This is a genomic window from Daejeonella sp., from assembly GCF_036405355.1.
GTDB lineage: Bacteria > Bacteroidota > Bacteroidia > Sphingobacteriales > Sphingobacteriaceae > Daejeonella.
Map to the genome: position 1 here is coordinate 1 of NZ_DASWXT010000135.1, position 24,453 is coordinate 24,453.

The window sequence follows — 24,453 nt, forward strand, 5'->3', positions numbered from 1 at the left end:
GTACATTTCTGGCGCATGTTTGGCGCACAAGGAGGATTGAAACCAAAAAAGGCCCTAAAAGGGCCTTTCTACGTAGAGGGAACCGGCGAAATGTCGAACCTCTTGTCAGATTTTCAATCGATTATTTCGCTCCAGCTTTTCTAAAACTTTAGAAGCTCGTCTACAACTGCTCCTTTTTCATGCACGAGTATTTTAAAAACCTGATTTTTTTCATTCCTTACAAATTCAAATTCCAGATCCCGTTCTTTAATAAAAAACTTGTTCTTACTTTCAGGGTAGAGTACTGCATTGAATCCGGTGCCAGAAACTAATAAATTTGAGCCTTGTATTTTATAGTTAAATGTTCCAAATTTCGGGTTTTTATAATTGCCTTCGAACTCTTTTAGTTCGCCTTCTGATAATTTTATTTCTAGCTTTCTATTCGCAGGCCCATGGTCATAACTCAGAATATCAGACATTTTCCATTCATTGTTTTTTAATAGCCAAACCTGTGTAAACTTTGCAAGCCCGTCTTTTCTTTCTGGCTTGTTTTTTTCTGTTACATAAAAAACATGCTCTCCTGAAATAATTGCCCCATAAATAGTATTGCCGTTTCTCAAAGGGTAGACATGGACAGTTCCTTCGACGGCCTCTCTTCTTAGGTGTGGATTTTGGCTGCCACAGACATTGTCACGTATACTTGCAACTAACGCGCTTTTGCCATTGGTAATGCCGCCCTTGTCGTGGTAAAATTTCACGTCATCCGTTAAGAATAGCCCACCATCTTCAGGCTTACAGTCGTTGTAACTCTTCCAGAAAAGGCTGTCGAGGTGCAAAATCGTTGCAGTTACCTTTTTGTTGTCTATGCTTGTTGGGTCTGATTGGGCCGACACTGAATAGCTAATTGCGTTGAATAGTATTGCCATCAGGAGGCCTGCCAATGTGTTGTTTCTGATTCTTTTCATTGTTTTTTTTAATATCCGATTCTTAAGATTTGTTAGTCCGCTGTTCTATCAGGTAACTGGTAATTAAACCAATCCCTCCAAAAAGAAACATCATTGCGATAAATGCACCTTGTCTCGGTATGTCAAATTGTATGGCAACGAAATTGCCCAACAGTATCCCGATGGAAGTGCCAATCAACAACAAGCCAAAACGAAGGGTTGCTGACTGTGATGCGTTTTTATTGTTGAATACTTTAGGTGATAACCCTTTTTCTAGTAATGACATTCGTTCCCTAAAACGGTTCATCAGTAGTACGTAAAGGATAACAAAAATGGCCCCAATTGCTGCAATTGAAACCAAACAATCTCTTAATATTTCATCCATAATTGTATTTTAATTTGTGACCGTATGACAGGACTCGTCTTGTCTTGGTTACAAAGTTTCTTAAATGGGTAATTGTTATATCAAACGGATCGCTTGCGAATTAAATAGTCTTGTAACCGAAAATCAATGAGTCTTGTCTAATACAAAATGGAAAGCAAGGACGATCATATACTCATCGGCAGGATATCAGATGGTGATAGTTCCGCTTACCGATTTCTTGTAGATAGAAATAAGAAGATAGTTTACTCGATCGCTTTCAGAATACTAGGCAATAAGGAAGATGCTGAAGATGCTTCCCAGGAGAGCTTTATCAAGGCTTACAACCAACTACACACCTTTGAAGGGAAATCAAAGTTCTCAACCTGGATTTACACAATTACATACAGGACCTGTGTATCCCGATTGCAAAAGAAGTCAATAGATATAAATACAATAGATCAAGAAATAATAGAAGAATATTCCGACAGCACCGATAACCCTCATCAAGAACTGTCTAAAAAAGAAGTTAGGATTATTGTGAAAGAGTCCATTAATAAATTGCCCAAACTAGATGCCCTTATAATTACATTGTATTACTTTAATGAAAACTCTATAAATGAAATTGAGGAAATAACGGGATTGACGGCATCAAACATTAAGATAAAGCTTTTCAGAGCAAGGAAGATATTGGAACATGAACTTAAATTTCTGAATTAATATGAAAGACGAGATTTTCAAAAAGCTTATTCAAAGCATTGATTTAGATGAGCCTCGAGCTTCATTTACAGATGACATCATGAAAATGGTTGAAAATGAGGAAGAATTGTCGCTGAATTCTACTTTGCGCTCTGTTATTAAAACGGAACTTATAGTAGAACCGTCTTTTGACTTTTCTAACAGTGTAATGGCCGAAATTCAAACTCAGGAGGCAAAGGTTTCAGAGCCAATGATAACCCAAAAAGCCAAATCAATAATTCTATGTTTTGGAATCTGCTTGTTGCTTTTTGCTGTTATTAATTCAGCTTCAACCTTCCATTTACAAAAGAATTCTTATATCTCAAATTTTGATTTGAACTTTACCGATGTTGCTACAGGAATTATAAAAATTGCCATTTCTGTTTTTCCATACTTAATTCCCTTAAGTGTTCTGTTATTTATAGATTACCTTTTCAAGACAAGGCAGCGGCAGTTGAGCTAATGATTGATAGCGGTTGCCCTCAATTTCAATGGCTATCGAGTGGAGATCAAAAGGGACTAAAGCACTTGGACCAAAAGCCAGTTCAATCGAGAAATTAGGAGACCCAGCAGGAAACTCCAACCCCAAAGCCCCTTCAAACGCTAAAAAGGCATATTTAAATTTCTTTAAAAGTCAAAAACCCGCTTTACTTATCGTAAACCGGGTTTTGTAGGGGGAACGAGCGAAATGTCGAACTTTCATAAAGACCTTAAACAAATTGATGAAGTCTCAAATCAGCTGACAACGCACCCTTATCGAAGCCTATTGCATTTATAGTTTCACGATCAGCGCCTTATCTGGAATTTCCTATACATATCGTCATTTGGGCCCGCCGGGCGAAGACCACAGAGCCTAAGAGGCCTAGTTTGTTTCTAGATATAACTATTTTTGGTTGGAAAAAAGGGAATGAACATCCCGTCATCGTTCGTAAACTTTGGTAATAAAAACTTTTCATTGAAGGATGATGCAATTACCCGAATAAATGCAGCATCTGCAACAATCGAAATTTAGAGCGACCGCCCGCGTCATCTTGGATTTTCTTATCTGGAAGCGAAGAATTATAGCAGAAAAGGAAGTAGAAAATGCCTATAACCCAAAGGGAAGTCGAACACTGAGCAATTTATTTATTCAAATCTCCAGTTCATTAAGTACCTCAAACCTCTACTAAAACCTTGGATGTATGAATTGCCGTGATCATCATTAATATGATCTATCTTGAAAGCTAGTTTATTCATTCCACGAGTCTGATAGAGATGGTTCTTGAAAATGGCGAAATCTGCTTGCATATCAGAAGCTACGTCTTCCAGGTATCCGTATGCAACATCTGAGGAAGCCAAATAGAGTCTCTTACCGTTCAAATCACGATTTAACAGATTGCTACCCTCCTTGAAGATATGCTTTAAGCTAGGATCTATCGCTATGTATCCCTCAAATAGATTTGGTTCATTTAGCAAGGTGTAAACGGCAAACACTCCGCCATGAGAATGCCCCACTAAATACCGCGTCTCATTAGCTTTATAATTTTTTTGTATGTACTGAAAAAGTTCTGTTGAAAGGAATTTAGAAAACTTTTCTGCTTGACCCCCATAGCTTTGCGGTAGATAATCTCTGGAACGAGCTTCCTTCGTAGGGTTTGCAATTCCTACTAAAATAGCAGGCGGAATTTTAGTGGTAATATTGAAATACGTTTGAATGCTTTGAGCGATCCCAAATCGATATTCAGCATCTAAAACATAAATAACTGGAAGTTTAGTGTTTATTGTGTCGTATCCCGGAGGTAAGCTTATATAAAGATTTCTTTCTTCGCCAAGAATAGTAGACTTAATAGTTATGATTTGGCCTGTTTCAATAGCAATGTTCTTAGCTTTTACGTCTTGTGCTTGTAAGATATGAGTTGAAATACATGTCAAACAAAATGTAACAATTATAATGAGTTTATTCATATAGCTAGGGTTAAGTGTGCAACTATACGCTTTTAACAACAACGCAACTTAAAGTTACAAATATTGATAAAAAAGTAGTTTTATTCGAGATGTGGAAAAGTAATGCTTTTGGCATGAATCGGATGTATGTTAACCTGTTGGTGACGAGCATCGTAGTTCGTCCTGGGTAGATATCAAACTATTTTGTTAATTATGTGTGTGGTTTGACCCTTGCTGTTTGACAGTTAATCAGAGTCAGAGATGCCATTCTTAGTTTATGGGATCTAATTTTCATTTGTTGGAGCTTTACATAATTTTACTATTTTCAAGATCATTGTTGTTTATGCCTCTCTTATTATAGATCACCTTTTCAAGACAAGGCAACTGAAGATGAACTAATGAATTTCTAAAGCGTTCCTTCAGTTTCAATTGCTTTCAAGTTACAGATAAAAGGGATCTAGCCTTTTGACAAGAGTCATGTTTTTTTGAGGAATCAAGAGAGACCAAACGAGAAGGTCGAACCAAAAAGCCTCTTTTAAACAGTAAAGAAGCAACATCGAAATTTCTTGAAAAACAAAAACCCGCTTTACTTATCGTAAACCGGGTTTTGTAGCGGGGAGCAGGATCGAACTGCCGACCTCAGGGTTATGAATCCTGCGCTCTAACCATCTGAGCTACCCCGCCGGATTTGTTTTTTCTTTGAGTATAAATACTCTATATTGTGTCAAATCCCGAAATAATCCGGGATGCTTTTGGCACAAATTGTGTCATTTTTTATACCTGTTCAAAACAGAGTTGCAAATATAGAGGAAATTACTTTCCTTTAGAAAAATTGGTGAAAATAATTCACTGAAATATTAATAAAGAAGAGGAATGGCAGAAAAGATAAAGTTTAATGTAGAGTATGAAGTAAAATCATCTCCCAAAATATTGTTCGGATTTCTGAATGAACCCAATGGCCTCGCACAGTGGTTCGCAGATGATGTAACTTACAGAGATCAGGTCTATACCTTTACCTGGGATGGCGAACAGCAAAAAGCGAAATTGCTTTCCATTAAAGAAAATAAACTGGTAAAATTTAAGTGGATAGACGATGAGCCTCATTGTTATTTCGAAATGGAAATTGTTCAGGATGAACTAACCAATGACGTTGCTTTATCAATAACCGACTTTGCCACAGAGGATACCATTCAGGATCGCAAACTGATCTGGGATAATCAGATACAATATTTGATTAGTGTATTGGGTGCATAGAGATTAATTTTCTCTATTTTTACAATGTGAAGAAAGTACACTTATTGGTATTGAAGGCCTTTTTAAGGCCTTTTATCGTTACCTTTTTCATTGTTATGTTCATTTTGTTGATGTTATTTTTATTCAAATACATCGATGATCTGATTGGGAAAGGGTTTGAATGGTATGTAATCCTTGAATTGCTGGTCTACGCATCAGCAACCAATGTAGCTATGGCTCTGCCCCTGGCTATCCTCCTTTCTTCTATAATGACCTTCGGCAGCCTGGGCGAGAATTATGAACTGGTTGCGATCAAGTCTGCCGGAATTTCACTTCAAAAAGCCATGATGCCACTGATCATTGTGGTAGGAATGCTCAGCCTCGCCGCTTTCCTTTTTTCAGATTACTGGCTTCCCAAAGCAAATCTGAAAATGGGTTCCTTATTATATGACGTGCGGAATCAGAAGGCAGCATTCCTTATAAATGAAGGCATTTTTAATACCAGTATCCCCGGCTATGCAATCAGGGTTCAGAAAAAAGACCCCGACCAAACCCTTCATGACGTACTCATCTATGAACGAAATACAAGCAGTGGTAATATCAATACATTGATGGCTAGGGAAGGTCAGATGTTTACCACAGATGATGATCAGCTCCTGGTATTGAAACTAAAGGATGGTATTCGTTATGAAGAAAGTCCCGGCTCAGCCGGAACTTATAATCCACGCCAGCGTTTGATGCGGACTAAATTCAAAGAAACTGAGCAGCGTTTCGACCTTTCCGGATTTCAGATGAAACGTACTGATGAAGAACTGTTTAAGTCGAATTATGCAATGATGAATATCAGACAGCTTAAGTTTTATCTCGACTCCTTTAATGTGAAGGGCGACAGTAATCTTCGCTCCGCCTATACTGATCTTGCACAAATTGCAAAGGTCTACCGTGTGGATACGCTTAACAAAAAGACCCCGGTTAAACCCATGAAAACCTATAAGGATGTTCTGGACCTTATTCCTAATGACAGGAAAGTTCAGTCACTCCAAACTGCAAAAGATCAGATCAGGTCAGTAAAGGATGTATTAAACCGTAAACAGTTATTTGAAATGGACAATGAGGTCAGGCTTAGGGGCTTCCTGATCGAATTGAACAGAAAATTTACGATGGCGGTGTCATGTCTCGTTCTCTTCTTCATTGGTGCTCCTTTGGGTGCAATTATCAGAAAAGGTGGTTTGGGATTGCCAGTTGTCATGTCCGTTTTGTTCTTTCTGATATACCATATTATTTCAACAATTGGCGAGAAATCAGTCAAAGAGGGCTCACTTTCACCTTTTTTGGGAATGTGGGTCGCCATTATTTGCCTCTCACCCCTCGGGATATTCTTAACGTATAAAGCAACCGTAGACTCTGTTCTTTTCGATCTGGATATTTATAAGCGCTGGTTTAAACGGATATTCTCAAAGAAGGATGAACAGCCTGCCTGAATGAGTTTTTGAATTATTGCACTGTCCTGACCTATAAAGAATTGTTCAAAATTTCTGCTGCCAAAAAAATACCTAAATTTGCAATTATTATAAACGGGGTCATTGATCATATTTAATATCTAATCCTTTCTGAAACCGTTTTCCAAACAATTTTAAAATTATGTTTAATACGATTGAAGAAGCCATAAACGATATAAAAGAGGGCAAGGTTATTATTGTTGTTGATGATGAGGATCGCGAAAATGAAGGTGATTTTCTCACGGCTGCATCCAATGCTACTCCCGAAATAATCAATTTTATGGCTACTCATGGCCGCGGACTGATTTGTGCTCCTTTAACCGAAGAACGTTGTAAAGAGCTGAGGCTTGAACTGATGGTTGGGAATAATACCGCTGCTTTTGAAACCAATTTTACGGTTTCTGTCGATCTCATCGGGCATGGTTGCACAACAGGCATTTCAGCATCCGATCGTTCAAAAACAATAATGGCGCTGATTGATCCGAATACCAAAGCCGAGGAATTAGGTCGTCCCGGACACATTTTTCCGCTTATTGCGAAACATGGCGGTGTTTTACGCAGGGCAGGGCATACTGAAGCTGCTGTTGATCTGGCTACTATGGCCGGATTAGAACCTGCCGGGGTATTGGTAGAAATCCTAAAAGAGGACGGTGAAATGGCACGGTTGCCTGACCTTTTGATCATCGCAAAACAGTTTGATCTAAAAATAGTCAGCATCAAGGACCTGATATCTTACAGACTTAAAACAGAATCTTTGATTAAAAAGGAAGTATCTGTAAAATTACCTACGCAATGGGGTGATTTTGAGATGGTTGCTTATACACAAATCACATCGGGAGATCAGCACCTGGCATTAATCAAAGGTAGCTGGGAAGAAGATGAGCCAATTCTTGTGAGGGTTCACAGTTCCTGCATCACGGGAGATATCTTCGGATCTTGCCGCTGCGATTGTGGCCCGCAGCTTCACAAAGCCATGGAGATGATCGAAAAGGAAGGTAAAGGGGTAATCATTTATATGAATCAGGAAGGTCGGGGTATAGGACTTATCAATAAACTGCATGCCTATAATCTTCAGGAAAATGGACTCGATACGGTGGATGCCAATCTGCAACTGGGCTTTCCAATGGACCAAAGGGATTATGGAATTGGGGCACAGATCTTAAGGAGTCTGGGAATTAAGAAAATGAAACTGATGTCTAATAATCCTACCAAACGTTCAGGATTGATTGGTTATGGTCTGGAAGTTATCTCAAATGTTCCTATTGAGATAAAATCCAATATACATAATGAGCTCTATCTAAAAACCAAGCGTGATAAGATGGGTCATACCATCATGAAAAACAGCTAATTTAACAGTTACCGATACAAAATCATTCTGAGTTAAATTTAAATTATTGTTTTAGAAAGAAGGGGCTGTTTCTCTTGGGTTTTACCAGCCCCGTGTTCTGCCTTAATTTTTGCATAAGGTTTAAATGATATTATGAAATTCAGGGTTGCAAAAATCTATAGCTGGCACGGGTTTATTTAACAGGGCAAATGGTTCTTTTGCCGGGTTGCCCTTCCTGATGAAAAACAGCTCCGGGTAAAATAAACCTTGCCGGAGGAGGTATCTTCCGGCTATTCGGAATTTGATATTGAGGGTTATTTCTTGCCGGAAATACTCCGGAGGAAAGGACTGAACCAGCCTATAACACACAGGTATTGATTTCCAAAATCAAATCATTGTGTTTACACATGCCTTATCTGACCAATTCTAACCATATTTTTTACCCTTCTTTATACCGAGCTCAGGTTAATTTATTATTTTATTTCCGGTTCTTTTGGTTTTAGAGCCGCGGTGGTATCCCGGGGAATGGTATCCTTCTCTTTATTCCGATCTTCCTTTCTTTGTTTACCCACAAGAATACCTAAAAGTTCATTAAAAGTGTCGAAGTCTTTCCTGTAAACTAATCCAATAGCACTTACATATTCACTATTGCCGAGGTTGTTATTCAGGAAGCTGCGGCTATTGATCTTGTTTGATGCCCTGAGCACAAGGTCACCATTCTTTTTAATAAGGTAAAGAGCTTCCACATCACGTGCTACTGAGTTACCACCTCCAATTACATTGAATTCAGAGAAATTACCCCTGCTATTGGCACGGTCAGTAATACCGCCGGTAAGAATAAGTCTGTCGTTCAAAAAACGGAATGAGGCACTTGCATCATTTAAGGAACGAATGTTTAGATCCACAAAATTCAGGTTTAGCGATTGAGTCAATATCGTATTTAACTGGTTAAAGAATAATTCTGTTCCAGCACTGATAAAGGTAGAGGTGGCAAAGCCAAGATCTGCTGCTTTACCTGCCGCAAATGAGCGTCTCACGATCAAACTTAATGCCTGCTGGTTGGTATTGTTTACGTCACTCAAATAAGATTGTAGTTCATCCTTAATAGAGGCATCTGCAGGGAAATTAATATCGAATGAAATATTAGGTGTTAAAAGTGGCCCGCTCAGGTTCATAACCGCTTCTGCCAGAACACGTTGATCTATCGAAGGTCTGCCAGCAGCAGCATAAAGCGGACCCAGGCTTGTCCTTACTTCATAGAGTGCTTTCAGATTAATTGCCGCCTCAACCGGATTTCCTGTCCAGCGAATAGAGCCCCCCTCACTAATTTTGAAGATTTTATTAATAAAATCCTGAGCTGTAAATGCAAACTTCCCACTGTTAATATTGTAATCCCCATACATCTCGAAATCCCCAAGGCTGTTAATATTCAAACTTAACTGTGAATCCCCACGCCCTGTTAACTTACCAAGTTCGGTGAAGATATTAACCTCAGTATTTTGATCAATCTGTAATTCAAAATCCATGGTAAGCCCTTTGAATGAGGTTATTTTTGGCTTGTTAAGAGAGGTGTCTCTGGAAATAAAAGTAATGAAGTCGGTTTTACTTACCGTTGCGGAGGAATTCAAAGGGATATTGAAAACGGTACCGGCTTCTGTTTTTGCATCAATAATAATCCGCATATCATTTGTAGGCCCGTTAAAACTGAAAACACCTGTTCCGTAGGCAACACCAAAATAAAGCGGATTATCTTTTGCTGTAGTATTTAATGCCATGAAGTTATTGGCCACAATATTGATATGGATCTCCGGATTGTTGACGTTGGCCATATCTACTGTGCCATTTGCGATAGCTATATTGTCTTTATGGTCTCTGATTTTAAGGTTATTCAGCTTAATTACAGTGTTCTCAACCTGTATTTTGTCTGTTATGCGGTAAGGGGTTTTTAAATAATTAACTGTCATGCCTCCATCTGTCAAATTAAGGTTTCCATTAATTTGAGGTTTGTTCAGCTTACCAGTTACGGTTAGATCGGCAGAAACTTTACCATTCATGTTCGACACCAGATTTTTTAAGAAGGGTTGGAAAAGCGCCACTTCATTATCTTTCATAATGAGTTTCATATCCAGATTATTCTGATCGTCGCTTGCATTATAGGTTCCTGCAATATCCATTGTAGTTTCGCCATTATTCTCAACATTCATTTTAACATTGATCAGTTTGGTTGAATTATCCAATCCGGCGCTTAATGTCATATTTCCGACAGCCAGTTTATTATAGATCAGGCTGTCTATTTTAATCTCTGCTTCAACATTCGGGCTCGGTCCCAGGCCGGCAATTTTGGCATTCCCGTTTAGTGTACCATTCAGGGTAATTCCAAGAGGTGTTGTCAATGGATTAAATGTGGTTAGCTTAAAGTTATTGAAACCAATTAGGAGCTCATCGGCAGGATCTTTGGAAAGATAGCCATTGATGGTTAACATCTGATTATCCCTGAATAATTCGAAACCTGTAATTTTTGTGCGTCGCAGCAGACTGAATTCCTGATCCTTTGTTCGGCCATCATCAAAGCTAAAGCTAACCTTCTCCTGAATTTTCCAGGTCTGGTTATTGATAATCACATCTGAAGGAAGAATACTCAGCTGAATTCGCTGATCTCCATTGGAAGTAAATTCCACCAGTGAGTTTAAATCGAGTTGGTTAATCGCATTCTTATCCGACAATTTAACGTTTAGACTCAGGCTGTCGTTCTTTAAGATATTTGCAATGTTGACATTCTTGATGTACAGACTATCGGTAATGTCAACCCTGTCGGATGTGATGAAGATGTTCATTGCATCTGATGAAGTACTTTCGTCAATAATCAGGTTGTTGACCTTGATTTTATTGTATTGAATCAGTTTGATAAATCCATTCAGGTTCGCAGTATTTGAGTCTGAAACAAATTTTCCGTTAAAGTTTGCCTGCTCCGGAATTTTCAATTGTGGAGCAAAAAGGATACTGAGAGGCTCAAAATATTTAATCTTCAGGTTAAATTCAAAATTCTGTTTTCCGGGTTGAACATAAGTCAGGCCGAGAGAGGGAATATACTTGCTGGCAACTGATTTAAAGTAAGAGGGCAATGTTTTTAGATCGTACTGACCTTTAATACTTGCATCAAATATATCAGACTCAATATTTAGTGAACGGGTAAGTCCGGTTCCAATTGCTTTCAGATTCACCGAATCAATATCAAAAGAGTTTTGAGCATTGGTAAGATGGATTTTTGTAAGCTCAACCATTCCTTCAATATTTTCAAGATTTGAGCCTTTAAAATTGGTTTTCACATCCGCATCAAACTGAACACTGTCTTTGATCAGTTTAAGATTATGGAGGTTAGCACCCAATATGGAAGCACCGAAATTAAATTCAGGAAGGCTTTTGTTCAGATCTACTTTACCATCGAAATCCAGTTTCACATTAGGATCATTCACAATGATCTTTCCATTGAACACTTTGTTTACAAAACGGCTGTCAACTTTTATGTTGTTATATCTGTAATCCTTAAAATCAAAATATTTTACGTTAGCCTTAATTTGTTCCTGTAAGCTATTTATTTTAAAGCCTTTGCCCTCGATGTCGGCCGTTAAAGTGGTTCTTCCCAGATTTTTTTGGTCCAGCAAATCGCCCAGATTGAAGTCGTAAGCCTTAATATTCCCACTATAAGTCGGTACTGAAGCATTATTGATCTTCATGTTCAAATCAGTCACTACACGCCCAATACGCGTTTTAAATTCTCCATAGGCTATAAAATCATTGAGAAATCCTGTAAATCTGCCTTTGAAATTCACAGTTCCGAATTTTTCAATCATCTGAGGAATCATCGAATTCTTTTTCCCTGTGGCTCTGGAAATAATGAGATCAAGATCCTTTTTATTTGTTGAAACCTGATCAAAATCCAGATCGAGCATCATTTGTTTTATGCTCGGGAGTCCGGTAATTCTGAAGTCGCCCTTAACATAAGTAGCCTGCCCGCTTTGTATGATCAGGCTTTTTGCTTTCAGATTGTTTACATAACCTGAAATCTGCCCGTTAACTTGCAGGATAATCGACGATTTGGCCAGACTTGGAGAAAAATACGCAATATCTGAGCTATTAATCTTTGCGTTCTGGAGGTTTGTATTGAGAAATACTTTACTGGTAAAAGTGTTGAAATCCTTAAATTTTGAATATTTCAATAATAGATAATCACTAATTCTGCTATCTGAAGTTTCGAGCAAAAGTTTTTTGAACTCCATCTGAGCCGTGTCGATTGCCGCATCCGCAGTGAGATTCTTCAGATAAAAGCCGCTTTTCTCCCTGAAAGTCATATTTCGTATTCCGGCTTTCATCAGATATGATTTTGTATCGAGATCCAGAATCGTTGTACTCAGTCCGCTTAGCAGAATATCATTGAAGTTTATCCCTTTTACAGGATTGACATTATTGAAGTTTTTATACTTAAATGCGACATTATTTAAAACAATTTTAGCAAGGGTAATATCATATGGTTTTGAGACCTTTTTTTTCGTGGTTTTACCACTGCTGAAATAGTTCAGGATAAAAGTCAGGTTTGTCGTTTGATCTTTATATTTCTTTAAAAAGAACTTTCCGTTTTCAATTTGTAAAAGTTTTACACTAACCTTTCGTTCTCTCAGGGAAAAATAGTCTAGATCTACGGTGAATTTAGGGGAAAATAATAGCGTGTCTTTTTCAAGATCCTGTATATACAGGCTGTCGAGCACCACTGATTTAAAGGGCTTGATGTATAGCGACCCTAGCTCAACGCGGGTGTTCAGCTCCCTAGAAAGATAGCTGGCAGCTTTTTTAGCGACATAAGTTTGTACTGTCTTAAACTGAAGAGAAAAAACCAATAGCGTAAGCAACATTATAAATGTTGCCAGTATCCAAAGGGTTATTTTTAGCGCTTTTTTGATAAATTTGTATTTTAATTATTCAATTTAATATACGTTTTGGCAATCATCCTCGGCATAGAATCATCCTGCGACGACACATCAGCATCAATCTGTATTAATGGCAAAATCTGTTCCAATATCATTGCCGGACAACTTGTTCACCAAAATTACGGAGGTGTGATCCCCGAACTGGCTTCAAGAGTTCATCAGCAAAATATAATTCCCGCTGTTCATGAGGCCATTTCTGTCGCAAAAATACATAAAAATGATATTGATGCTGTAGCTTTTACCCGGGGACCGGGATTATTGGGATCACTTTTGGTTGGTACTTCCTTTGCAAAAGCATTTGCACTGGCAAATAATCTGCCATTGATTGAAGTAAATCATATGCAGGCACATATTCTGGCCCATTTTATTGAGGAGAATAAACCTGAATTTCCGTTTTTATGCCTGACGGTTTCGGGTGGACATACTCAAATTGTGTTGGTCAGGGACTATTTTGATATGGAAATTGTTGGGCAGACTACAGATGACGCTGCTGGTGAAGCTTTTGATAAAACTGCTAAATTACTGGGTTTGCCCTATCCTGGTGGTCCGCTCATTGATAAATATGCCAAACTGGGCAATAAGGATGCATTCAAATTTCCGGAACCTCAAATTCCGGGGCTTGATTTCAGCTTCAGCGGACTTAAAACTTCCATCATGTATTTTGTTCGCGACAGGTTAAAAGAAAACCCTGAGTTTTTACAGGAAAACCTGAATGATGTTTGTGCTTCAGTTCAGGACAGAATTATTTCAATTCTGCTGAATAAAATGAAGAAGGCATCAACACAATATCAGATCAACACAATCGCGATTGCCGGCGGGGTTTCGGCAAATTCCGGGCTTAGAGGGGCATTGATGGAGACTGCAGAATTATTGAACTGGAAAGTGTTTATCCCTAAGTTTGAATATTGTACAGACAATGCTGCGATGATCGCTATTGCCGGTTATCATAAGTATCTGAACAATGAATTTGTTGGGCAGGATATTGCTCCATTGGCCAGATTGCAGTTTTGATCATTTTGATAGCTGGTTTATAAATATTAAACACGAGATTTACCTATAAGTTTATGAGCGCATCAAGTATTATTTTCTTTTTAATTTTTTTAATCCCGCTAACCGGATTCCTGGTCTGGGTTATGCGTCAGGATAAGCGCAAGGGTAAAGTTGGTATGTTTATACTTGGCTTTATTGTCCTGGCAGGAGTGTGGTTCATGTACCTGATGACCAAAGGAAAATAATCTTTTTCTTTTAGGTTTAATATTGACAGGTTTTAAGCTTCGTTTTATCAGGGCATCCAACAATTTTTCGGATCAAAAAAAATTTGGTTTAGACTCTATTATTGCCGAATTTGACTAAAATATTTTCTAACAAACCAGATAAAATCAAGCGTTCAGGAGTTTAAATTTTGACGCGACTTATTGCCATTAATCAGCTACAAACAAATTATACACTAATGAAAAATTCAAAACCAGCTTTTTTTCTTCTATTTCTTATGCTTTTTGCAGGAGCTGCCATGGCACAGCCTGTTGAGCAGAATGTAAAAGTTATTATTGGTCCTGATCATCCGAACTGGGTTTACAAAGTTGGGGAAATGGTAAAGTTCAATGTCTCTGTACTCCAATATGGAAATCCTTTGAAAAATGTAAAGGTAGTTTATGAACTCGGGCCTGAAAAAATGAACCCTGAGAAGCGTGATTCAATGCAGCTTTCGAATGGAATAACAACAATTGCTGCCGGAACAATGAAAACCCCGGGATTTTATCGCTGCGTGGTTACTGCTGAAGTAAATGGAAAAAAGTATAGCAGTCTTGCGACAGTTGGTTTTGATCCGGGACAAATTAAGCCGGCTGCAGTAAGTCCGGATGATTTTGTTCAGTTTTGGAACAATGCCAAAGCTGATCTGGCGAAGATACCAATGGATGCCAGAATGACTTTGTTACCTGAGCGTTCTACTGAGAAAGTGAATGTTTACCATGTAAATATTCAGAATTTTCGTTTAGGTAGCAGATTGTATGGAATTCTTTGCGTTCCAAAAAAGCCCGGAAAATACCCGGCATTACTTCGGGTTCCGGGAGCCGGGATCAGACCCTATAACGGGGATGTGGCTACAGCAGAAAAGGGTGTGATCACACTTGAAATCGGTATTCATGGCATTCCGGTTACAATGGATCCGAGCGTCTATGCTAATCTTGGTGTAGGTGCATTGTCAGGCTATCAGGCTTTTAATCTGGAAGATCGTGACCGATATTATTATAAGCGGGTTTATATGGGATGTGTCAGAGCAAATGATTTTTTAACTTCTTTGCCTGAGTTTGATGGCAGCACATTGGGAGTGACCGGTGGTAGCCAGGGAGGCGCATTGTCAATTGTAACCGCTGCACTTGATTCAAGAGTTAAGTTTTTAGGGGCCTATTACCCTGCCCTTAGTGATCTGACAGGTTTCATGATTGGCAGAGCCGGCGGATGGCCTCATTTGTTCAATAAGGATAATGTAAATACCGGCAGCACTCCTGATAAAGTTAAAACTACAGGATATTATGATGTAGTGAACTTTGCAAGACTACTCAAAGTTCCGGGAATGTATAGCTGGGGTTTCAACGATGTTACTTGTCCACCGACTTCTATGTATGCATCATACAATGTAATCACTGCGCCAAAATCATTGTTCCTTGCATTGGAAACAGGCCACTGGATGTATCCTGAGCAAAGGGAAAATATGGAAAAGTGGTTGCAAAAGCAGTTGAAAGTAGATTAATTTAAGGATTAGAAAATTCTTTTTAGCAAAAAAAATCCCGCTTTATATAAGCGGGATTTTTTATTTATCCTCTTTCCTCGAGATGGTCGGCGGTTACTGTAGCCTTGATCTTGGCTTCGAGTTCGTCCATCAGATCAGGATTGTCTAACAACAATTGTTTAACCGCATCCCGGCCCTGGCCCAGCTTGGTATCCCCATAACTGAACCATGAACCTGCTTTTTTAATGATGTCGAAATCAACACCCAGATCAATGATTTCACCTGCTTTGGAAATTCCTTCTCCAAACATGACATCAAATTCTGCAATTCGGAATGGAGGGGCAAGTTTGTTTTTTACAACCTTAACCTTAACCCTGTTTCCTGAAACCTCATCGGTATCTTTTATCTGTGAAATTCTGCGGATGTCTAAACGCACTGAAGCATAAAACTTCAGGGCATTTCCTCCTGTGGTCGTCTCCGGACTTCCAAACATAACGCCAATCTTATCCCTCAATTGATTGATGAAGATACAGCAGCATCCTGTTTTGGAAATTGTACCTGTTAATTTTCGCAGGGCCTGTGACATTAAACGAGCATGCAAACCCATTTTAGAATCGCCCATTTCACCTTCGATCTCTGCTTTTGGAACAAGTGCAGCAACTGAGTCAATTACGATAATATCTATTGCTCCTGAACGAATCAGATTGTCGGCAATCTCAAGGGCCTGCTCGCCATTATCGGGTTGAGAGATCAAAAGGTTTTCGATATCCACTCCCAGTTTACTCGCATAAAATTTATCAAAAGCATGTTCAGCATCAATGAAAGCCGCTATCCCGCCTTTTTTCTGAGCTTCGGCAATGGCGTGAATAGCCAGGGTTGTTTTACCTGAAGATTCAGGACCATAAATTTCTATCACACGGCCTTTCGGTAATCCTCCAATACCCAGGGCAATATCCAGGCTGATCGAACCGGTTGAAATTGCTTCTATTGCTTCTACAGCATTATCGCCTAATTTCATGACGGTTCCTTTTCCGTAGGATTTTTCAAGTTTATCCAGCGTAAGCTGTAAAGCTTTTAATTTATCTGCGTTGCTCATTATTTTAGTTTTATGTCGTCAAATTTATACTAAATATTTTAAAATACTAAAAATATTATCAAAATATTATTTTAGCTTCTGTCAAAAATCAAGATATTGAATTAATCTCTCAAAAAATTATAGTAAAAATTATATCGCTTTAAATTTTTTAAGGGCTTTGGCTGTCTTGTCGGCTAGTCTTTTCTTTTTCAGTTCCTTAGCCCTTTTTAATTGTACTTTCTCTGCTTTAAGGAGAGCTGTTTCAGTCTGACTTTGTTGATAATATTTGCAAATTTCTGTTAGGGGGCAGTCGTGGCATTTTGGATTTCTTGCCAAACATATATAGCGTCCGTGAAGAATGAGCCAATGGTGGGCAATATGAATTTTGTCCTGAGGCAGGTAGTTTACCAATTGTTTTTCCACTGCCAGTGGCGTCTTTGCATTTCTGGTTAATCCTATTCGGTTCGAAACCCTGAATACATGAGTATCTACAGCCATGGCTGGCGCATTGAAGATAACCGATGCAATCACATTTGCGGTTTTTCGTCCTACACCCGGCATCTTTTGAAGATCATTAATGTCTGAAGGAACGATACTGTTGAACTCGGCGACTAGCTTTTTTGCCATACCCACCAGGTGTTTGGATTTATTGTTCGGGTAACTTACACTCCGGATGTAGTTGAATACTTCTTCAGGCGTAGCTTCAGATAAGCTTTCAGGATTTGGATACCGCTCAAATAGTTTCGGGGTTACCTGATTTATCCGCTTATCGGTACATTGAGCAGATAATATGACTGCAACCAATAACTGATAAGGGTTTTCATATTGCAGTTCAGTTTCTGCCTCGGGCTGATGAGATGAAAAATATTCTACAAAAGCTTTATATCTGTCTTTTATTAACACAGAACAAATATAAATGGATTGGCTGACCTTGCTTCATTAATGAAACAAAAAAACCGGTCCCCAGGACCGGTTTTTTTTCAAATTCTTACAATGACTTTGAATAATCCAGGATACTGCCTATTGTTTTTTCAGCGGGATTCCTGGCTAATGTGTTCAAATCTGATTTTATTGAGGCGTAGAACGATTGTTCATCCTCTCCAAGATCGTCAGCATTCAAGCTGCTTTCAGCTTTTGTTTTGGGTAATGAATTTGTTGCAGGGGTAGAAGTTTCTATCATAAGCGAATATTTTTAGAATTAAACGTAGCTGTAACAGAAATGTTTTGTGAGTCTGAAAATATTTTTAATTATTTTTCAAGCTTAATTCCCTGGTTAGCATCATTTTGCGCAAATTGTTCAGTGCATATCGCATACGACCTAAGGCAGTATTAATACTTACCCCGGTGATGTCTGAAATTTCCTTAAAACTCAAATCACCATAATGACGCATAATCAGCACTTCTTTTTGTTCTGATGGCAAATGATGGATCAGCCCCCTGAGATCCTGGTAAGTTTGTTCACGGATGATTTTGTCTTCGGTACTTTCATCATAGAACTTAATAACCTCAAAAATATCGAAGCCCTCAACTGTAGTAACCACCGGAGCCCGTTTCACCTTTCTGAAATGATCGATCACAAGATTATGGGCAATCCTGATTACCCAGGGCAAAAATTTCCCTTCTTCATTATATCTTCCGGCTTTTAGTGTATTGATAACCTTAATGAAAGTGTCCTGAAAAATATCCTCTGCCAGATAAGAATCTTTGACGAGCAGATAAATAGATGTATATATTTTAGATTTATGTCTGCGAATAAGCTCTTCCAGACTTGGCTCATGGCCATGAATATATTGATTTACCAGCTCCTGATCGCTAATCGATTGAATATTTATAGCACTCATACTTTAAATTCTCCTTAATGTAAATTCCCAAAAGATATTGAAGTAGAGTTTATTCGATAGCAGGTCTCCTATAATGATTTAAAATGTGCTGGTTAGTTTTCTCAAATGAAGCAAAAATTTTGCCAAAATCAAAGAATATTTGATCCGCCCTCGATATTAAGTACTTATAGCTGTATTTTTGCAGTCCGAATATTGAGATATTTTTAATATAAGTACGAAAAAAAAGCAGTTTGGAGTTTTAGAATGAATAAAGAGGCGGAAAAAGATCCTAAGAAGTATATTATCATTAAGGGCGCACGTGTCCATAATCTGAAAAATATTGATGTAGCCATCCCTAAGAATAAATTGGTTGTAATTACCGGGATGTCGGGGTCAGGTAAATCTTCATTGGCCTTCGATACATTATACGCAGAAGGCCAGCGCCGATATGTAGAAAGCCTTTCCTCTTATGCAAGGCAATTTATGGGGCGTATGAATAAGCCCGACGTAGATTATATTAAAGGCATCGCTCCCGCAATTGCTATTGAGCAAAAGGTTATTACCAGTAATCCCCGTTCAACGGTTGGTACTTCGACTGAGATCTATGATTACCTCAAATTGTTGTTTTCCCGAATAGGGAGAACGATCTCTCCTGTTTCAGGAAAAGAAGTGAAAAAGGATACAGTTACTGATGTGATCAATTTTATTTCTGGCCTGGAGCCCGGGACCTCAGTAACGGTTTTATGCCCTTTACATGCTCACAACAACCGGTCACTTAAAGAGGAATTGGCAGTATTATTACAGAAAGGCTTCACCCGTGTGATGATTAATGATCACTTATCTAAAATTGAAGAACTTTTGGATGATCAATCAAGCGGGAATTCCCAATCGGGTGCCGATGTAAATATAAAAATTGTTATCGACAGGGTGTCGGTCTCTGATGACGAGGAGACTTTAAGCAGATTGGCAGATTCTGTTCAGACTGCTTTTTTTGAAGGACGGGGGGATTGTCTGATTGAAGCGAAAGGTAGCATTCATTTGTTTTGCGATCGCTTTGAGCTCGATGGATTGCGCTTTGAAGAACCAAGCCCTAATTTTTTCAGCTTTAATAATCCTTTTGGGGCATGTAAACGCTGTGAGGGATATGGTAAGATCATCGGAATTGATGAAGATCTTGTGATTCCTGATAAAAGTAAATCTGTTTATGATGGGGCAATTGCACCCTGGAGAGGTGAAAAAATGGGGGAATGGCTTAACAAGCTGGTTAAGAATGCAATCAAGTTTGATTTTCCTATTCACCGTTCTTATAATCAATTAAGTACTGAGCAAAAGCGATTGCTATGGACAGGAAATGAATATTTCAGCGGACTTGATGATTTCTTTACTGAGCTGGAAACACAAACATATAAAATTCAGTACAGGGTGATGCTTTCAAGATACAGAGGAAAGACAAATTGCCCGGAATGTCTGGGAAGCCGTCTTCGTCAGGATGCTTCTTATGTCAAGATCGCCGGACATTCAATTACCGATATTGTATTAATGCCATTGGATAAGGCTCTCGATTTTTTTCAGAGCCTGGAGCTGGATGCAACGCAACTAAAGATTGCAAAGCGTCTATTAATGGAAATTACCAATCGCATCAAATTTTTGAATGATGTTGGTTTGAGTTATCTCACGCTTAACAGATTATCGAATACCTTATCCGGAGGCGAATCCCAGCGGATTAACCTCGCCACTTCTTTGGGCAGCTCACTGGTTGGCTCGGTCTATGTTCTCGATGAGCCTAGTATCGGCCTACATCCAAGGGATACTCATCGTCTGATTGAAGTATTACGCTCATTAAGGGATGTAGGAAATACTGTTCTGGTTGTAGAGCATGAAGAAGAGATCATGCATGCTGCCGATCATATCATTGATATTGGCCCTGAAGCAGGAACCCATGGTGGTAACCTGGTGTTTACCGGCAGTTTTGCTGAAATTTTGAAGGATGAGCAAAGTCTGACAGGGCAATATTTGAGCGGTAGACAATCCATCGCCATACCATCACAGCGCCGCAAATGGAGTGATTTTATTGAAATTAAAGGCGCCCGTGAAAATAACCTGAGAGAGGTCGATGTCAAATTCCCTTTGAATGTACTTACCGTAGTTTCCGGGGTGTCCGGTTCAGGAAAAACCTCCCTGGTTAAAAGAATATTACAGCCTGCGGTTCAGAAAGCGATCGGTAATTATTCGGGAGAACAAACAGGAGCCTATGATGCTATCGGCGGTGATTTCAATAAGATCGAACAGGTTGAAGTTGTCGATCAGAATCCGATTGGCCGTTCTTCACGTTCTAATCCTGTAACTTATGTCAAGGCATGGGACGAGATCAGGAATTTATTTGCTTCTCAGGGTCTGGCAAAAGCTGGGGGACTCAAGCCTTCTGCGTTTTCTTTCAATGTGGAAGGAGGGCGCTGCGATGTTTGTCAGGGCGAAGGTGAAGTGAAAATTGAAATGCAGTTCATGGCGGATATTTATTTGCCATGTGAAGCCTGTGAAGGAAAGCGGTTTAAGCAGCATGTGCTCGATGTGACCTATAAAGAGAAGAATGTTTTCGAAGTATTGGACATGACCATAGATGAGGCCCTTCAGTTCTTTGAGCATGAGCCAAAAATTCTTGCTAAGATCAAGCCTCTTGCGGATGTGGGTTTGGGATATGTGCATCTGGGTCAATCTTCGAATACCCTCTCAGGTGGAGAAGCGCAGCGTATCAAACTTGCCTCTTTCCTTGTTAAAGGAAACAACAGCAGCAAAACCCTGTTCATTTTTGATGAACCAACAACTGGTCTCCATTTTCATGACATTAAAAAACTATTGAAATCTTTCGATGCTTTGATTGTTCAGGGCAATACCATTATTGTTATTGAACATAATATGGATGTTATTAAATGCGCCGACTGGGTGATTGATATTGGTCCTGAAGGAGGAGATAAGGGTGGTACAGTTGTTTTTGAAGGAATTCCTGAAGACTTGATCAAAGAGAAAAACTCCTATACCGGCAAGTTTTTGAAGGAGAGGTTTAAAGGGCAGGCCTGAAGCTTATTCTTATTGTGTAAGAATTGATAAAAATTTTATCAGTTTAAATTTTTGGAAAACTATTGCAGTGGTTCTTTTGTAAGGGTAGACCGGTGCTCTGCTTTAGTTTTATGCGGTAAAATGGATGTGAATTCCAGAAATCCTGGTCGCAAAAAAGCTATCGCTGCCGCCCCGGTTTAGTTTACACCCTGCTTTTTTCTTTTGTCAGGCTTTGCAAGCGCATCAGGGATTAATTTGATTAATGAGAATTTAGCTGCAAAAAAATCACCATTGACCCTGCGATTTAAACGGGATCGAAGCGGCCGCCTTTTGCTGAATCAATTATGCCGATTACAATATAAATTCATGGCAAAAGCTACCTGCCTACCGCAGGGAGGTAGCTTTTGCCCGGTTACAGGAACTTGAGAGCACCAGCTTTGCTTTCCAAATTAGAATAAGCAATCTGACCTTCTCCTTAGTTAAATATTCTTCTGTAAATGAAAACGCTTGTCAAAAGCTTATAATCATCTGATTGCAAGCTTATTCTCTTTGAACTTCTCAATCAGATAATCTGCATAACGCAGAAAACCAAGATCCGTCAGGTGGGTTCCATCAACAGTACCCTCATAATCTGTTCCGATTGAGCCTGCTGCACTGATATAAATAAGATCTTTCATGCCCCCTTTTACCAATTTATCGAATTCTGTTTTCAAAGCCTGATTCTTCTCATTCATACTTTTCAGCAAACTGGCTTGAAAAATAGCCCGGGTATATTCCACATTTTCGACAAATACAATTGGTGTTTTTCGGTTTTTAGCACGGATAGTTTTTGCTAATGAGATAACACTATCAGTTACCTGTTTGGCTGTCATATTTGGCAGACAATCAATAACATAATAAGAAGCCTTTATTCCTGAAATAAGTTCAGCCATCGGCGGATCCATTCTTCCATTGCCGCTAAAACCAAAGTTAATACAGTCCACATTCAGCTTTCTGGAGATGATGCTTGTAAATACCATACCTGGTCTTGAAGCACAACCTCCCTGTAAAATACTGGTGCCGTAAAAAACAATCGGTAACTTTTTATCTGCTGCAGGCTTTGTAATTGTACTGCCGCTTTCTATTCCAATTTCCACTTTGGTAGTCCCATCGTAAAGTGGCAAATAAAGTTTAAACTCCCTTTCGCCGATATCAAGACCACTGATCAGGGAAGCTTCATTTTCTTTTGCTGTTGGTCTGCCTGTATTTACATAAGTCCATACTCCATTAACTTTGCAATACAAATCAACACCTTTTATGCCCGTTTCGGCCATATGGTTCATTTTTGTATCATTCAGCAAAGCCCATTTTACTTTTACAGAACTTGAGTTGGTATTAAATCTTATGGAGATTCCGGCAGAATTTTTTGACAGATCCCAAACCGGCTTTCTGACTTTATCCTTGTAAGATGCTGGTAAACGGTCGTACGGACTTTCTTTTTCGGATTCAGCAACTCCGGTGCCCTCGATTAAAAATGATTCTTTTCCATAATAGATTGTATTATCTTTTTTTGCAGGACTTTCCTGAGAAATGGCTGAAGTGCTGATGAAGCAGAGTAGAAGAAGGGAAATGAATTTACGCATGGTTTTGTTTTTTTCAAATGTGTGATTAAATATAGGATTAGAATGAATAAGGAGCAAGAAGCAGTTTAAGTGATTTTTATCTGTTATGTGTACCCGTTCAGGCAATTAGCTTTGATATTTCATCGAGATTGAATGTATAAACCATTATCTTGCAATGCCAAATCCATTTTGGTAAAAGAGACATGATCAGTTATACAATTTCATTATGAGTACAGAAGCTACAGACATAAAGCTGAAATTCTCATCGTATGAAATTTTTGTAATCCTGATCCTTACTCTGACTCAGTTTACGGTTGTCCTCGATTTTATTGTGATTTCCCCGCTCGGAGATCTCCTGATGAAATCCATGAATCTGAGTACCACTCAGTTTGGATTGTCGGTATCAGCCTACGCATTCAGTGCCGGATTTTCGGGCCTCATGACCGCCGGCTTCGCTGATCGTTTCGACAGAAAGAAATTACTTTTGTTTTTTTATATCGGCTTCATAATAGGAACACTTTTCTGTGGTCTGAGCCATACCTACCCTATGCTTTTGGCAGCCAGAATTTTCACCGGTTTATTTGGAGGCGTAATCGGCTCAATTTCGATGGCTATTGTTTCAGACTTGTTTCCACTCGAGAAGAGGGGCAGGGTGTTTGGCTTCCTGCAAATGGGATTTGGTGCCAGCCAGGTTCTCGGAATTCCATTGAGTTTATATATCGCGAATATATGGGGATGGCAATCGCCTTTTCTGATGATTGTAGGTTTGTCAATCCTGGTTTGGCTCTTTATTGTTTTCAAATTGAAGCCCGTTACTGAGCACCTTGAGCAAAAAAGTGAAGAACATGCGATTGCTCATTTATGGCAGACCCTGACTTTGCGTAAATATCGTATCGGCTTTCTTGCAACCGCATTTCTCTCTTTGGGCAGCTTTATGATGATGCCCTGGGGGAGTGCTTATGTGATCAATAATTTGAAGATTACGGCCCAGCAGCTTCCATTTATTTATATGGCTTCAGGAGTTTGCACCCTTACCATTATGCCTATAGTTGGGAAATTAAGTGATCGTTTCGATAAATTTCATCTGTTTACCATCGCATCAATGATTCTGGTCGTTGTAATCACCATTTATGCGAATCTCGGACCTGTTTCATTCTGGATTGTCCTGGTCATGAACCTTGGTCTG

Annotated in this window: 19 protein-coding genes and 1 tRNA gene; 10 read left to right on the forward strand and 10 right to left on the reverse strand. The window is 39.1% G+C overall.

Translation table 11 applies throughout. The features are described from left to right. Window positions 1–140: 140 nt before the first annotated feature. Both VGE44_RS16710 and VGE44_RS16715 read right to left on the reverse strand, forming a co-directional pair. Window positions 141–944, reverse strand: a complete 804-nt coding sequence (locus VGE44_RS16710; RefSeq protein ID WP_331081269.1) for a nuclear transport factor 2 family protein — start codon at window positions 942–944, stop codon at window positions 141–143. 22 nt (window positions 945–966) lie between these two features. Next, window positions 967–1,308, reverse strand: coding sequence for a DUF6249 domain-containing protein (locus VGE44_RS16715; RefSeq protein ID WP_331081271.1), 342 nt, complete (start codon window positions 1,306–1,308; stop codon window positions 967–969). Window positions 1,309–1,455: 147 nt separating this feature from the next. Between VGE44_RS16715 and VGE44_RS16720 the strand changes: the two genes are divergently transcribed. Both VGE44_RS16720 and VGE44_RS16725 read left to right on the forward strand, forming a co-directional pair. Continuing rightward, window positions 1,456–2,004, forward strand: coding sequence for a sigma-70 family RNA polymerase sigma factor (locus tag VGE44_RS16720; protein ID WP_331081273.1), 549 nt, complete (start codon window positions 1,456–1,458; stop codon window positions 2,002–2,004). Window position 2,005: 1 nt separating this feature from the next. Next, window positions 2,006–2,485, forward strand: a complete 480-nt coding sequence (locus VGE44_RS16725) for a hypothetical protein (protein ID WP_331081275.1) — start codon at window positions 2,006–2,008, stop codon at window positions 2,483–2,485. A gap of 662 nt (window positions 2,486–3,147) precedes the next feature. Here the strand turns inward: VGE44_RS16725 and VGE44_RS16730 are convergent. Beyond that, window positions 3,148–3,966 carry an alpha/beta hydrolase gene (locus VGE44_RS16730; RefSeq protein ID WP_331081277.1) on the reverse strand — a complete coding sequence of 273 codons (819 nt, stop codon included), beginning with the start codon at window positions 3,964–3,966 and terminating at the stop codon, window positions 3,148–3,150. Between the two features lie 589 nt (window positions 3,967–4,555). Next, window positions 4,556–4,629 (reverse strand) — tRNA-Met (locus VGE44_RS16735). Between the two features lie 189 nt (window positions 4,630–4,818). Here VGE44_RS16735 and VGE44_RS16740 point away from each other — a divergent pair. The 3 genes from VGE44_RS16740 (at window position 4,819) to VGE44_RS16750 (ending at window position 8,025) form a co-directional block, all read left to right on the forward strand. After that, entirely contained in the window at window positions 4,819–5,199 is a 381-nt protein-coding gene (locus VGE44_RS16740; RefSeq protein ID WP_331081280.1) for an START-like domain-containing protein, read from the forward strand. A 26-nt stretch (window positions 5,200–5,225) separates the two neighbouring features. Next, window positions 5,226–6,659: an LptF/LptG family permease gene (locus tag VGE44_RS16745; RefSeq protein WP_331081282.1), complete on the forward strand. Its 1,434-nt coding sequence runs from the start codon at window positions 5,226–5,228 to the stop codon at window positions 6,657–6,659. 160 nt (window positions 6,660–6,819) lie between these two features. Next, on the forward strand, window positions 6,820–8,025 hold the full coding sequence (locus VGE44_RS16750; RefSeq protein ID WP_331081284.1) for a bifunctional 3,4-dihydroxy-2-butanone-4-phosphate synthase/GTP cyclohydrolase II: 1,206 nt from the start codon (window positions 6,820–6,822) through the stop codon (window positions 8,023–8,025). A gap of 452 nt (window positions 8,026–8,477) precedes the next feature. On the opposite strand, the gene VGE44_RS16755 is transcribed toward VGE44_RS16750, so the two are convergent. Continuing rightward, complete coding sequence (locus tag VGE44_RS16755; RefSeq protein WP_331081286.1) at window positions 8,478–12,911, reverse strand: translocation/assembly module TamB domain-containing protein; 4,434 nt, start codon at window positions 12,909–12,911, stop codon at window positions 8,478–8,480. 84 nt (window positions 12,912–12,995) lie between these two features. Here VGE44_RS16755 and tsaD point away from each other — a divergent pair, with 84 nt between their 5' ends. The 3 genes from tsaD to VGE44_RS16770 all read left to right on the forward strand — a co-directional run bounded on the left by tsaD (window position 12,996) and on the right by VGE44_RS16770 (window position 15,738). Then, complete coding sequence (tsaD, locus tag VGE44_RS16760) at window positions 12,996–13,997, forward strand: tRNA (adenosine(37)-N6)-threonylcarbamoyltransferase complex transferase subunit TsaD (protein WP_331081288.1); 1,002 nt, start codon at window positions 12,996–12,998, stop codon at window positions 13,995–13,997. 53 nt (window positions 13,998–14,050) lie between these two features. Further along, entirely contained in the window at window positions 14,051–14,221 is a 171-nt protein-coding gene (locus VGE44_RS16765) for a hypothetical protein (protein WP_331081289.1), read from the forward strand. A 215-nt stretch (window positions 14,222–14,436) separates the two neighbouring features. Then, the gene (locus tag VGE44_RS16770; RefSeq protein ID WP_331081292.1) at window positions 14,437–15,738 is read left to right on the forward strand and encodes an acetylxylan esterase; all 1,302 of its coding nucleotides are present in this window, start codon (window positions 14,437–14,439) and stop codon (window positions 15,736–15,738) included. A gap of 64 nt (window positions 15,739–15,802) precedes the next feature. Here the strand turns inward: VGE44_RS16770 and recA are convergent, their stop codons facing one another. The 4 genes from recA to VGE44_RS16790 all read right to left on the reverse strand — a co-directional run bounded on the left by recA (window position 15,803) and on the right by VGE44_RS16790 (window position 18,633). After that, window positions 15,803–16,813, reverse strand: coding sequence for a recombinase RecA (gene recA / locus VGE44_RS16775; RefSeq protein ID WP_331081294.1), 1,011 nt, complete (start codon window positions 16,811–16,813; stop codon window positions 15,803–15,805). A gap of 129 nt (window positions 16,814–16,942) precedes the next feature. Continuing rightward, a complete protein-coding gene (nth, locus tag VGE44_RS16780; protein WP_331081297.1) occupies window positions 16,943–17,695 on the reverse strand; it encodes an endonuclease III in 753 nt (250 codons plus the stop codon). A gap of 85 nt (window positions 17,696–17,780) precedes the next feature. Further along, the gene (locus tag VGE44_RS16785) at window positions 17,781–17,972 is read right to left on the reverse strand and encodes a hypothetical protein (protein WP_331081299.1); all 192 of its coding nucleotides are present in this window, start codon (window positions 17,970–17,972) and stop codon (window positions 17,781–17,783) included. A gap of 64 nt (window positions 17,973–18,036) precedes the next feature. Continuing rightward, window positions 18,037–18,633, reverse strand: a complete 597-nt coding sequence (locus tag VGE44_RS16790) for an RNA polymerase sigma factor (RefSeq protein WP_331081301.1) — start codon at window positions 18,631–18,633, stop codon at window positions 18,037–18,039. A 243-nt stretch (window positions 18,634–18,876) separates the two neighbouring features. On the opposite strand from VGE44_RS16790, the gene uvrA reads away from it, so the two are divergent. Continuing rightward, on the forward strand, window positions 18,877–21,687 hold the full coding sequence (gene uvrA / locus VGE44_RS16795) for an excinuclease ABC subunit UvrA (RefSeq protein WP_331081303.1): 2,811 nt from the start codon (window positions 18,877–18,879) through the stop codon (window positions 21,685–21,687). Window positions 21,688–22,190: 503 nt separating this feature from the next. Here the strand turns inward: uvrA and VGE44_RS16800 are convergent. Beyond that, entirely contained in the window at window positions 22,191–23,288 is a 1,098-nt protein-coding gene (locus VGE44_RS16800; protein WP_331081305.1) for an SGNH/GDSL hydrolase family protein, read from the reverse strand. Window positions 23,289–23,493: 205 nt separating this feature from the next. On the opposite strand from VGE44_RS16800, the gene VGE44_RS16805 reads away from it, so the two are divergent. Next, a partial coding sequence (locus tag VGE44_RS16805) for an MFS transporter (protein ID WP_331081307.1) occupies window positions 23,494–24,453 on the forward strand: 960 nt, incomplete at its 3' end.